This window comes from Limosilactobacillus portuensis (assembly GCF_014838735.1).
Lineage (GTDB): Bacteria > Bacillota > Bacilli > Lactobacillales > Lactobacillaceae > Limosilactobacillus > Limosilactobacillus portuensis.
The window spans coordinates 38,761-49,235 of sequence record NZ_JABUXQ010000011.1; the positions used below are offsets into that span (position 1 = coordinate 38,761).

Here is a 10,475-nt window from a genome sequence, read left to right on the forward strand (position 1 = left end):
ACATTCACGGTCAATATACTTAAGTCTTTAAGGAAAAGAAAAATTGAATAAGGTATAAAACTAACACAGATAGTTAAAAATAATATATCCAAAAATTTCTTATCATAATGCTGGTTCTTTTTTAGTCTTTTCTCTATTCTTTGATAGAAAAAATATGAAAAGAAAACAAAACATACCAACATGTCACCCGCACCAACGAATCCAATTACACTTAAAATAACATTATTCATTTCACTTTTTTCTCTCTTGTCAAAATAATGTATCCCTATCTGTAACATTTTTATAAATGGAATTAAGGGAAGTGACAAAAAAACTTATAAAATATCTAACAGTAAAACCATTCAAGAAGAGCTGTCACTTTCCTCCACTTTTTAGTAGCATTTGTATATCATAATCTCATTAGCATATAAATAAAAAGAAGCAAAAACACTGTAGTTAAAACACTAAATAATATTAAACCCAAAGTTAAAATCACCTATAATCCACCCTTTCTACTTAATATTGATGAATGAGCATAAGGGGAAACTGTCATCGGCAAGCCGACGACCCACCAACGGCGGGGTTTCCCAAAGGCCCTAAATTCTATCGGCTGTCGCCTATTTGTTTACTGCTGTATACATTTGTTTACATATTATGTTTACGTTTGTATACAAATGTTTACGTTTGTCCCATTACCTATATTCCAGTTTGATTACGTAACAAATTCAAATTAGTAATGTATTTAGGGAAAAGGGTAATCAATTGTTGAAACATAATGAAGCAAATAAAAGACAAAGAAGAGCACACAAAGAAGTACAAGAAATTCAGTAACAAAACTAACAAAACTAACAAAACCAGGGACCATTAATTCATGAATAGACTTACGAATTCTTTGTTGATTTTCTTGGTCATAATCATGTTTCAAGTAACCAAATAATTCAGAAGTATTGGCAAAACCAAATCGACGATTTGGTTGCTTAAATTGGCTTCTGGTAATTTTGTTTGGTCTCTTAGCATGATAATTTCTTAAACTTAATTTGCAAATAATGCCACAATCAATTTTTACTTTTCCGTTCTCCTTATACTTTGAAATAGGAACATTTATTAATGCACCAACTAATCGTTTTTCATTCAGTTCAAACGTTGATGTATGCATTGCTTTTTGTAAATCTTTTGGTAATTGAAACCACTTTTTTTTACCATTTACTAACCTAACTTGTACCCAATAATAGGTACGTTTTTCTGTTACTTTTGCAACTTTTAATTCATATAAGGCCCGATCCCTAAAGGAAAGTTCTCTTATATCAATTTGCAATTTACCATCCATTTATATCTCACCCCATACCCATTAATGAATAATCGTTTTTATCATGAAACATAAACAAAAAAGAAAGAAAAGAATTAAACCCGAACCAATCACTATAAATAAATCTTCAAAAAGAATTACAGGTATTTGCTTCTTTCTCTCTTTCTTTTTCTCCAATTCTCTAAAATTTTCTTGTCTGATTATCAAAGCTAATTTTCTCCTTTAGTCATTATCAAATTGATAGTGACCATTCCGAATATCGTGAATTTGTTTTTGATAAAGTTTAATTTGTTCTTGCTTCTTTTCGTTATCCTTATTCAGTTGAGTGATCTCATTTTCTTGTTCTTGGAAATCACTTTGATAATCTTGAATCTTGCTACTATCAGTTTCTTTGTTAGTAGAATATTGACTTTGTTTGTTGATCTGATCGATAGCAACTTGATCGGCTTTGGCCTGCTTAATATCAGAATCAATACTTGAATTGTTTTGTTTAATTTTCCTCTTTAACCGAGCAATCTGTGTCTCAATATCTTCAATCATGTAATCAGATTGGCTCCGTTTTGCTAGCTTATTATTAACAAATTTTTCGTCTTCATTGATAATAAAATTGAAATAATTTGGCCCAGCACCGTTGGCCTTAGCTGAAGATGATTTACTACTTGCTGTACTCATTGAATCTTCATCATCAGTATCGTCACCAGTATCAATTGATGAAGCTTTTGTACTAGCCTGAGTGTTAATTACTCTAAGTTGAATAGCACGATAACCAGGCTTTAAATCATTCAGAAGCAGGACGTAATCATTATTAGTCAAAGCAATTTTTTGAACTGGAATTTTCTTTTTTCCATAAGCCTGAGCTTTAAATTTTACATTATCAGGATCCAATGGCTTTGAGTCAGTACTGCTTGCGTGCATTTTTACAACCATGAAATCTTTTTTAGGGTTATATTCACGAGAAGTAATTGCCATAGCCGCTTGACTATTTTGCCCTAAAGTTTGTGGCTCATTTAATCTAGTACTTTCAAACTTTGAATGCATTGGAGCAGATATTCGAGCATCAACAAAAATAAATGTCATAACAAAAAGAAAGGCTGCTACAATGAGCAACTTTGACTTTAATAAGTTTTCTTGATGCCAAGAACTAAATGGTTTAACAATGTGATAACGAATCCAATTAAACAAAAGTGAAAGGTATTTCCATAGCCATTTAATGAATTGTATTAATAGGTTCATTTGTCGATCTCCTTGGTCTATTTAACAAAAGGAATAGCTTGTAAATTACGATAAATTGCTTTAACTTGCGTCTTATTATTTCCAGCATATTGATAAGATGGCACCCCATTTTCATTCTTAACAACTTGAGGCTGTCCGTTCCTTAGAATCATAAAAGTTGGTGTTTGCGTAACGTTATATTTATCAAATAATTTCTGATCATCTTTGTTCTGATATTCAACAAACATTACCTTATGTTGCTTTGAGGAGTCACCAGCAACGTTCTTTAACATTGCATCTAATTCTCCTTGCTTGGAACTTTTATTAGCTGTAAAAGCTACCTTATGACAGTCAGGACAGGTCTTAGAATAAAACATTACCACCACCGGTTCATTAGAAGCCATCATAGCCTGTTGTTGGCTTGTTGAAGTCCGATGTAGGTGTGTTACATGAATCCAACCCCAAAGGACTAATATGAGCACGAGAATGGCAATTGAGCTATTAATAATTAGTTTCCTTTGATGAATGCGTTCTGGATCATACTTTGAATTATTCATTAATTTTGTTCCCCCTTAACACTTAGATATGCCTTTATAGATTCCAATAATCGTTTCAATGTAGTCGCCTTTAATCGCACTGCACTGTTCCCTAATTGAATATCACAAAAATTTCTTGAATCTTCTTTAATGGCAAGAACACAATTATCTATAGTCGTCAATGGACTATTAAGTGCATTAATCACGATAAAATACGTAGGGCCATCTTGAATAACTCCTAACGACAATGAATCTTTAGTTTCTGGTAACTTATTTAGCAATATTACCGTTTTTTCAAGAAATATTTTCATTGGTACCGGTGTTGAAGATGGATCAGCAAAATCTTTTATATAACGATGTAACTCCATATCCATTTGTCCTATCCATTCTGAATAAGTCTTTAAGAACCTAATAATAACTTGATTAATTTCTTTCTCATCAATTGGTCCATGACCAAAGTTTACTTTTTTCGTTCTATAAAAATCTAAATCTGTAAACCTATCAAGATTCATGCGTTCTTCTAGGCCAGGTTCATTTTCCTTACCAGTCAATTTATTTAATTGTGCTTGTAAATTATAAAAATGATTTGTTAAGCCATCAAGATAAACTAATAACTCATCCTGGCTTTGTACTATAGATTTCTTTTCTGCTTTAGAATATTTATTAAACATTTTTCTATTTTCTCCTTCTTATTCAATTATCTTTTTGACTCTGTACTAGTTTCCAAGTAGCCTGCCATAACATAGCCATAAAGAGTGCCATGCAAAAGGGCATTAATGGCTGATAAGCTGCAGGTACAATCATTACTGAAAAACAAAAAGAAATACTTCCTAACCAAAAGAAAATATCAATTACTCTTCTCCACCTCAGAATGGATCTACTAATAAAATGCTTATTGTCCTTAGCTGCTCGTATCTCTTTATCTATTACACCGAGAGAATTTATGTATCTCGTTTCTGCGATGATCATTAATATGAAACCAATAATCCACATATCCTATCTCCTGTCTAACTTATTTATGGAATTTGAGTTATCCTGATTTCAATTTTTCTAGTTGAACTGTTAGTGCCTATCAAAACTAAGCCAGTATTTATTAGTTCATATTCAATCTGTTTTTCATTATTGAAAATAGACTTCTTATTTAACATAAAAGATAGAAATTCTTTATGAGTATTTCCATTAGAGTTTTCAACAAAGAAATTAATGTTGTTTTTTAAACAATTCATCCAATTTTTTACTGCTTCATGTGTATTATGAAAGCAATTTTCAGTTGTCGTAATTTCTCTATCATCAATACTGCTTTCTCTAATTTCAACAATATATGATGTCGTCATTTACAGGTCACTCTTTCTAAATATCTTATTTTGAATTTTCAGCTTTGGTTTCTAAATACAAACTTATAGATCTCAATAGTTGATTTAATGCTTTTGCTTTTAATAACGTTGCACTATTTCCTAATTGAATATCATTAAAATTACTTGTGTCTTCATGAATTGAAAGAACAAGATTATCTATTTTTGTTTCCCGTACTGGCAAATTTTCAATTATTACGTAGTACATTGCACCACTCTGATAAATTCCTAATGATAATGATGAATCTCGGGTTTCAGGAGACTTGTTAATAAACAATACTGTCCTCTCAAGAAAATCTTTTATTGGTAATACTTTTGAAGACGGGCTATCAGAATACTTAATGTATTTTCTTAACTCCTTAGTCATTTGGATTATCCAGAGGGAGTAGCTACTTAAAAATTTACTAATGACTTGATTGACTTCTTTTACATTCACCGATTTGTGACCAAGATATGGCTCTAATTCAGTAAACATATCAAAATCCATAAGCCTTTCTTGACTAACTGCTTTACCAGTTAATTTAGTTAATTGATCTTGTAAGTTCCAAATACTACTTGATAATGTATCAAGCGAAAATAACACTTCGTCTCGACTTTTTGCTATAGCTCTCTTTTTTTCTTCTTTATTACTAAGCACGATTCTATTTCTCCCTACTATTTGTTTATTGACTTTTTATCCGTATTTTCCAAACTATATGCCACAAAACGGCAATAAGAACCGTTACGGAAAGCATAACTAAAGGTTCATATTTAATTGGAATTATGAGAACAACAATGACAGCGCTGATACCAGCCAAAATGTTTATATTATTAATTAAGTCTAAAGTTATAATGATTTGCTTATTGAGTAATTGCTCGTGACATTTTAATAATCTGAGTAGTTTAATAAAAGAAACCTTATTTCCTGCTTCAGCAATTACCTTAAATATAAGGCTAAAAATCCACATACCTTACTCCACCTTTATTTGTTCCAGCCTTTTATCTTTCCAATTGCCAAATATAGTGGTTTATCTAAATTACCAATGGAATGATAAGCTTTTAGCACTGCTTCTCTTTTTTCATACATAATTCCTGGATCAGTTGCATCTTCAACACCCTCATCTATTTCTTCCCAAATATTTAGAATTGATAGTGGATACTCAATACTTTTCATCGGTGTTCCAAAGTTTATGAAGAAATTATATAAAATCTGTTCTTGATCATTAAGACTTGAATAAAGGCTCGAATGCATAGACATCAGCTCCTTAAATTCTTTCCTCTGCTGGGGTATTAACTAGTTTTCCAATAATTACAAGTACTTTCTGTAGCTCCTGCCATGCTGATTTGCCAATTTGATTACTCTCCTCAAAGGGAAAGGTAAATAAGGTCATAGCGTGCCCATTGTGATAAGTGCAATCAAAGTTAAGAACAATGAAATTACTTGCTTTTTCAATAATCGTTAAGTGAGGATTACTGCCGTTATGATCTTCAACCGTAAGCAGTGCTCTCCAATATTTCGTTTTGTCTATCTCGTCGATTGCTTCATTAATTTTCATTTTTTCCTCCGTTTAGTGAAAAACATGGCCAATTATCTTTAGGTCCTTAGCCGAATACTGATAAACCGGAACAAATTTTCCATGATCAAAGTAAACTGGTCTCTCGTCACTGTTTAACCCTTTAATCTGCACAATATCGCCTTCATAGATTGGCTTACCAACGCAATCATGAACTCCGGTATATTGCATCAGTTCATGACTCTTGCGAGCTCCTACCCAATTTTCAGTATCGTCAGATGGTTCAAAGTCAAAGACCGTTGAAGTATCACCATCTACCCGATGAGAATAAGAAAAATCTATCTGTAACTGATCAAATTTTCTAAATTTAATAACCTTCAAATTAAATTCCCTCCTCATTTATTTTTATTAGGGACTAGTTAATGGCTGACAAAAGCCAATTATCATGACAATAAACGCAAGAATACCAACTAAGATAATCAAGAATTTAACTACTTGGTAACCCAAGATATTCTTGCGTTCATCATCAACTGAGGTTCCTTCACTGCCCCAGTTCCCTTTAATTTGCTTTTTTAAGTCTCTGTGTCGTTGAACTTCCCTACTTGGTCGTGAATGGATAATCATTAGCTTGCCCTCCTAAGTTTTACGGTGACCAATGACACTACCATTGTTTTCAGCTAAGTGAAGCTCAGCTAATTTAATAATTTCGGCATCAGTCACTCGTCCAGGAAGTCGCTTAACTAAATCAATCATCTTTAACGGCATACCATTATCCTGACGAAGAGAATTAAAATAAGTCCCCATGCTTTCTTCTGAAATACCAGCCAAATGATGATAGATCCTTGGTTCTACACTAACTACTCGAATTAATCCTTTAGGATCACTGCAGACCGCTAAAAAGCTTTGTCGATCTTGCTTGCTTTTCGCTCGCTTGGTTATCTCCATTGCTTGGTAGAAATCAGGTTGTTTACTCTTTTCGAGGAGGAAGAATAAATCATGTTCTTCCAAGCCATCTGCATTCACAAATTTACCTTTGACAAACATTCTTACCCTCTTTTCCTCAGATCATCATTAAAGTTGCCCTTAACAACGTTTCCTGAGCCAGCTTTCACTTTCTTTCCTACTTCAGCACGAAGCTGCTTTGATTTGTTTTCTAGCAAGTCCGCCACATCTAATAGCCCAGCTTGGCTCAACTCTTCGTGAGATAAGAGCTGAACATCAGAAGATAACTCCTGAACATCCAATTGGTGTTTGATTGCCTGTTTCCACTGTGAAGTGATGGAAACCACTTTTTGGTATGACTTTCGATGAGTTTCATGTTGATCCTTCTTGGAAACCATTTGCTCATTTATTGAGTTAATCTGCTTAGCTAACGCTTCATTTTGTTTTTGAAGCTTGTTAATTAGCCGTTCATATTCAGCAACATCATCTTCATTAGGGGCATTGCTAATTGCTAACTTCAGCTCCTCAATCTGCTTTTCCTTAGCGGCTAACTTACTCCGACTTTGTTGTACTTCATCAGCTAATTCGTCATAGTCATCAGGTGGAACAATTACTGCTTCAGGCTGATTCTTCTGCTCTTCTTCGAGCTGCAATTCCAGGTGATGCCGTTGACTATTAGCATCATCTAATTGAGTAGCTAAATCGGCTCGTTGCCCTTCAGAATTAGCTAATTGATTGCTTAATCGCTGGTTTTCGGCTTGTAGTGACTTAATTTTTTCGTCTTGATCTTGCTGTGTCTTGCGGTTCTTGGAGATATCGTTCAGCATTTTTTGCCAGATTGGACTCTCTCGAACTTCTTCACTGGTGTGTAGCAAAATTTCTTCTTTTTCTGGTTCAAGATTACCTGTTCCAATTTTTTCTTGGACCTTTTGCGGCAAACTCATGAAATTCTCTAGCATAAGCTCTTCATCAGGAGCATTCTTCGCTTTGATTCTGAAGTAACCGTTAGCTACATTGATAGCTCGGTAAGCAGCTGAACGAGATAAATTATGAGCATTAACCCATTTTTCAAAGGTGATTCCATCACGAACCCCTGGTCGTTTAACTAAGTCACGAACCTGACGTAATAACTCCCCAAACTTAATTGCAAAATCACGCTCATAGTCTCCCCATTGTGCTTCGATCTTCAGGAAATCATTGCGATCCTGAGCAGATAAGCGATTATAAAAATTATCAAGTGGTTCTGAAAGCTCTTTGTGTTCAGCGTTATCAACTGGTACTTGATTCTTCTTCATTTCGATCCCCCCTCGTATCGTCCAAATAAGTCAAACAGTGTTTCTGCATAAATTTCTGCCAAGCTTTGTTCCCTCGTCGACTAAGTTTCTTGGGTTGCAACTGACTATCAGGCGCTTTATTAAACCGTGGTATCCAGTCATAGTTAAATCGCTCAACAATCACGATCGACTGCCACCTTGGACCGTATAGTGTCTGTCCTTCGTACTTCCAAGTTGAACCTGGAGCCATTCGCTGAAAGGTGCTTGCTGACGGAATGATCAAGTAATACGGCTTCTTGTTTACATGCTTAGCGTGAACAAAATAGAATTTAACTACTGGTACCATCTTTATTGCGTTCCTTGGCTTATATTTGTTGTAAAGAAAGCATCTAACTTAGACCAAATGAATTTCTGTAAGTCGACTTCTGGTAAGCCACCATTAAACTCACATTGCGCTAATTTGCTTGCTTTAACCGGAACAAACAAAAATGGTTTCCCATAGTTAAAAGATAACCGGCCAATGTAAATATATTGGTCATCAGCCGAAACAATTAATTTGTTATTTTTCTTAAGTGCTTTAACTAGCTCGTTGGTCGTCATTATGCTGTTTCTCATTCCTTTCATCCTTGCGATTAACTAAAAAGAGTCCACAACAGATATATCCGCCCAAAAATGATAGCGAGATGATTGCATATAAGCCCAACCACATCATTTGGCTTCACTCTCCTTTTTAAAAATATCCAGCCATTCATCTTTAGCCGGCAAAATAAACGTGCAGTCATTGCCGTAGATCTTGATTTCTCGATGTTTGCCTTGTCCATAAGCAATCAAGATAATTGCCTGATGATCAGTAAGCGGCTGAACAAGCGTGAAATTATCACGTTTAATATCAAAGTGATTCTCCTTAGCTAATCTTTTTGCAACAGCAATAAGTCTGCTATTAGCCTGATCTAAACTAATCTCTTTCATGTGGTACTTCCTCCTGCTAGTTTTTTTGCTTTATATTCTGCTAGTCGTTTGTGAAGCGCTGCTAAGTCCTGAGGACTCGTTTTTTTTAGCTCAGCCGGAGTCGGGTCCTTATAAAGCCAATCGGGAGTGTGTTCAATTACCTTTCGCTTCTTGTAAGTAGGTGTTGCTTTTTTTTTCGTTTCTGGTTTAGTTACACCTTGAGTTAAGCAACGATTCAAAATCGAATTTAAGAATCCCCACGATGGGTGATCGTATCGGGTCTCCCGTTTGGCAACGCTAATTGCGTATAAAACAACTTCTTTGCCTAATTTGTGAACGTAAAAAGCTAATTGCGCCCGGTCTGCAGGGGTTAGTTTTATGCCGACTTCAACCGCTTTGGCGTAACAAGTCTGGGTTAGCGGATCAAGCTCATCTTTGCTAGATGTGCTCTTAGTACCAGTATCAGGCGCTCCTGAATCATCTTTGCTAGACGGTTCAGCAACAGTTGGCACTGTTGGCTTATTTTTACCAGTTCTTTGCGAGGACTGATTAAGATTGTCTTTGTCTGCAGTATCCGCTTGTGTGGCAGTCTTCACGTTATTTTGCCGATAATTGCTAAATACCTTTGCTAGGTAGGAGCCAGCACTGCTTGCTCGCTCCACTTTCCATTTAGCGTAATTAAAGGCGTGTAGAACAACGTCAAGGCCAAACTCAGATACCCATTGACTTATTTGCTTTTCAACGAACGCAGAAGGCTTACCCCAGATATCGTTCCAAAGATTATATGCTTTAGAGATGCCTTCGGGGTCATCAAGAGAATGTTCCGACTGATTCTTTGCAAGAATTTTTTCGTCGGTCAGCGACGCTTTGCTAGCATGCTTACTACTACTTACTGAGTAATTAGTGCTATGAGTAATTAGTAGTGGGACGTTTACCAACATTGGAAAACGTGACATAGGTTTTTGGTAAATTAAGCCTATGTTTGGAAAACGTGACATAGGTTTTTGAGTCAAAATAAGCCAATGTTACAAAATCAAACATAGGTTTTTGAACCCATAACCAATAATTATTAATTTGACTTTTCTCGGAAGATTTTCTCTGCTTTTTTGCTTTAACAGAATTATCACCAAGGGTTCCGGTATCATCTAATATCCAGTCACCCGATGTTAACTGTCCTTTTTCATTACGTACTCGGCTTCGTTTTAGATAGCCATATTTTTCAAGCTGATTTAATGCTTTTCGTAGTTTGGTTCTTCCAGAAGCCGACCGTCCAACAATATCAATCTCATTAAATGACCAATCATCAGGTAGGTGCCATAAAAGTTGAAAAGTTCCCATGGCTTCCAATTCCAATCTTCGATCATCATATGGAACATTACTTACAGTTGAGTAACCTTGATGTTTTCGATGCTTAATCCTTGCCATAAGTTGCA

Annotated in this window: 19 protein-coding genes; all 19 read right to left on the minus strand. The window is 35.1% G+C overall.

Annotated features, from left to right (window positions below):
• Positions 1-721: 721 nt before the first annotated feature.
• Positions 722-1,306, minus strand: coding sequence for a DUF7679 family protein (locus HUK49_RS04940; RefSeq protein ID WP_191912888.1), 585 nt, complete (start codon positions 1,304-1,306; stop codon positions 722-724).
• 201 nt (positions 1,307-1,507) lie between these two features.
• On the minus strand, positions 1,508-2,518 hold the full coding sequence (locus tag HUK49_RS04945) for a hypothetical protein (RefSeq protein WP_191912889.1): 1,011 nt from the start codon (positions 2,516-2,518) through the stop codon (positions 1,508-1,510).
• A gap of 17 nt (positions 2,519-2,535) precedes the next feature.
• Positions 2,536-3,054: a thioredoxin family protein gene (locus HUK49_RS04950; RefSeq protein WP_191912890.1), complete on the minus strand. Its 519-nt coding sequence runs from the start codon at positions 3,052-3,054 to the stop codon at positions 2,536-2,538.
• Complete coding sequence (locus tag HUK49_RS04955; RefSeq protein ID WP_191912891.1) at positions 3,054-3,704, minus strand: hypothetical protein; 651 nt, start codon at positions 3,702-3,704, stop codon at positions 3,054-3,056. The genes HUK49_RS04950 and HUK49_RS04955 overlap by 1 nt, the downstream gene beginning before the upstream one ends.
• Positions 3,705-3,726: 22 nt before the next feature.
• Positions 3,727-4,026 carry a hypothetical protein gene (locus tag HUK49_RS04960; RefSeq protein ID WP_191912892.1) on the minus strand — a complete coding sequence of 100 codons (300 nt, stop codon included), beginning with the start codon at positions 4,024-4,026 and terminating at the stop codon, positions 3,727-3,729.
• 23 nt (positions 4,027-4,049) lie between these two features.
• On the minus strand, positions 4,050-4,367 hold the full coding sequence (locus HUK49_RS04965) for a hypothetical protein (RefSeq protein ID WP_191912893.1): 318 nt from the start codon (positions 4,365-4,367) through the stop codon (positions 4,050-4,052).
• 25 nt (positions 4,368-4,392) lie between these two features.
• Positions 4,393-5,022: a hypothetical protein gene (locus HUK49_RS04970; RefSeq protein ID WP_191912894.1), complete on the minus strand. Its 630-nt coding sequence runs from the start codon at positions 5,020-5,022 to the stop codon at positions 4,393-4,395.
• Positions 5,023-5,047: 25 nt separating this feature from the next.
• Entirely contained in the window at positions 5,048-5,332 is a 285-nt protein-coding gene (locus HUK49_RS04975; protein WP_191912895.1) for a hypothetical protein, read from the minus strand.
• A gap of 14 nt (positions 5,333-5,346) precedes the next feature.
• On the minus strand, positions 5,347-5,616 hold the full coding sequence (locus HUK49_RS04980; protein WP_191912896.1) for a hypothetical protein: 270 nt from the start codon (positions 5,614-5,616) through the stop codon (positions 5,347-5,349).
• Positions 5,617-5,629: 13 nt separating this feature from the next.
• The gene (locus HUK49_RS04985; protein ID WP_191912897.1) at positions 5,630-5,920 is read right to left on the minus strand and encodes a hypothetical protein; all 291 of its coding nucleotides are present in this window, start codon (positions 5,918-5,920) and stop codon (positions 5,630-5,632) included.
• Positions 5,921-5,932: 12 nt separating this feature from the next.
• Positions 5,933-6,259: a YopX family protein gene (locus tag HUK49_RS04990; RefSeq protein WP_191912898.1), complete on the minus strand. Its 327-nt coding sequence runs from the start codon at positions 6,257-6,259 to the stop codon at positions 5,933-5,935.
• A 27-nt stretch (positions 6,260-6,286) separates the two neighbouring features.
• Entirely contained in the window at positions 6,287-6,502 is a 216-nt protein-coding gene (locus tag HUK49_RS04995; RefSeq protein WP_191912899.1) for a hypothetical protein, read from the minus strand.
• A gap of 12 nt (positions 6,503-6,514) precedes the next feature.
• Positions 6,515-6,922, minus strand: a complete 408-nt coding sequence (locus HUK49_RS05000; protein WP_191912900.1) for a hypothetical protein — start codon at positions 6,920-6,922, stop codon at positions 6,515-6,517.
• 2 nt (positions 6,923-6,924) lie between these two features.
• A complete protein-coding gene (locus HUK49_RS05005; RefSeq protein WP_191912901.1) occupies positions 6,925-8,115 on the minus strand; it encodes a coiled-coil domain-containing protein in 1,191 nt (396 codons plus the stop codon).
• The gene (locus HUK49_RS05010; RefSeq protein ID WP_191912902.1) at positions 8,090-8,440 is read right to left on the minus strand and encodes a hypothetical protein; all 351 of its coding nucleotides are present in this window, start codon (positions 8,438-8,440) and stop codon (positions 8,090-8,092) included. The genes HUK49_RS05005 and HUK49_RS05010 overlap by 26 nt, the downstream gene beginning before the upstream one ends.
• Before the next feature lie 2 nt (positions 8,441-8,442).
• Positions 8,443-8,709, minus strand: a complete 267-nt coding sequence (locus HUK49_RS05015; protein ID WP_191912903.1) for a hypothetical protein — start codon at positions 8,707-8,709, stop codon at positions 8,443-8,445.
• Positions 8,710-8,802: 93 nt separating this feature from the next.
• Complete coding sequence (locus tag HUK49_RS05020; RefSeq protein ID WP_191912904.1) at positions 8,803-9,063, minus strand: hypothetical protein; 261 nt, start codon at positions 9,061-9,063, stop codon at positions 8,803-8,805.
• Complete coding sequence (locus tag HUK49_RS05025) at positions 9,060-9,983, minus strand: DnaD domain protein (RefSeq protein WP_191912905.1); 924 nt, start codon at positions 9,981-9,983, stop codon at positions 9,060-9,062. The genes HUK49_RS05020 and HUK49_RS05025 overlap by 4 nt, the downstream gene beginning before the upstream one ends.
• Positions 9,949-10,467 carry a hypothetical protein gene (locus HUK49_RS05030; protein ID WP_191912906.1) on the minus strand — a complete coding sequence of 173 codons (519 nt, stop codon included), beginning with the start codon at positions 10,465-10,467 and terminating at the stop codon, positions 9,949-9,951. Before HUK49_RS05030 ends, HUK49_RS05025 begins: the two co-directional genes overlap by 35 nt.
• Positions 10,468-10,475: the final 8 nt, after the last annotated feature.

Coding starts and splice junctions, on each gene's coding strand:
- HUK49_RS04995 (WP_191912899.1), bottom strand. CDS start 6,502: ATGATTATCCATTCACGACCAAGTAGGGAAGTTCAACGACACAGAGAC.
- HUK49_RS05025 (WP_191912905.1), bottom strand. CDS start 9,983: ATGTTGGTAAACGTCCCACTACTAATTACTCATAGCACTAATTACTCA.
- HUK49_RS04955 (WP_191912891.1), bottom strand. CDS start 3,704: ATGTTTAATAAATATTCTAAAGCAGAAAAGAAATCTATAGTACAAAGC.
- HUK49_RS04960 (WP_191912892.1), bottom strand. CDS start 4,026: ATGTGGATTATTGGTTTCATATTAATGATCATCGCAGAAACGAGATAC.
- HUK49_RS05015 (WP_191912903.1), bottom strand. CDS start 8,709: ATGAGAAACAGCATAATGACGACCAACGAGCTAGTTAAAGCACTTAAG.
- HUK49_RS04980 (WP_191912896.1), bottom strand. CDS start 5,616: ATGCATTCGAGCCTTTATTCAAGTCTTAATGATCAAGAACAGATTTTA.
- HUK49_RS04945 (WP_191912889.1), bottom strand. CDS start 2,518: ATGAACCTATTAATACAATTCATTAAATGGCTATGGAAATACCTTTCA.
- HUK49_RS05020 (WP_191912904.1), bottom strand. CDS start 9,063: ATGAAAGAGATTAGTTTAGATCAGGCTAATAGCAGACTTATTGCTGTT.
- HUK49_RS05010 (WP_191912902.1), bottom strand. CDS start 8,440: ATGGTACCAGTAGTTAAATTCTATTTTGTTCACGCTAAGCATGTAAAC.
- HUK49_RS04975 (WP_191912895.1), bottom strand. CDS start 5,332: ATGTGGATTTTTAGCCTTATATTTAAGGTAATTGCTGAAGCAGGAAAT.
- HUK49_RS05005 (WP_191912901.1), bottom strand. CDS start 8,115: ATGAAGAAGAATCAAGTACCAGTTGATAACGCTGAACACAAAGAGCTT.
- HUK49_RS04965 (WP_191912893.1), bottom strand. CDS start 4,367: ATGACGACATCATATATTGTTGAAATTAGAGAAAGCAGTATTGATGAT.
- HUK49_RS04940 (WP_191912888.1), bottom strand. CDS start 1,306: ATGGATGGTAAATTGCAAATTGATATAAGAGAACTTTCCTTTAGGGAT.
- HUK49_RS05000 (WP_191912900.1), bottom strand. CDS start 6,922: ATGTTTGTCAAAGGTAAATTTGTGAATGCAGATGGCTTGGAAGAACAT.
- HUK49_RS04950 (WP_191912890.1), bottom strand. CDS start 3,054: ATGAATAATTCAAAGTATGATCCAGAACGCATTCATCAAAGGAAACTA.
- HUK49_RS05030 (WP_191912906.1), bottom strand. CDS start 10,467: ATGGCAAGGATTAAGCATCGAAAACATCAAGGTTACTCAACTGTAAGT.
- HUK49_RS04985 (WP_191912897.1), bottom strand. CDS start 5,920: ATGAAAATTAATGAAGCAATCGACGAGATAGACAAAACGAAATATTGG.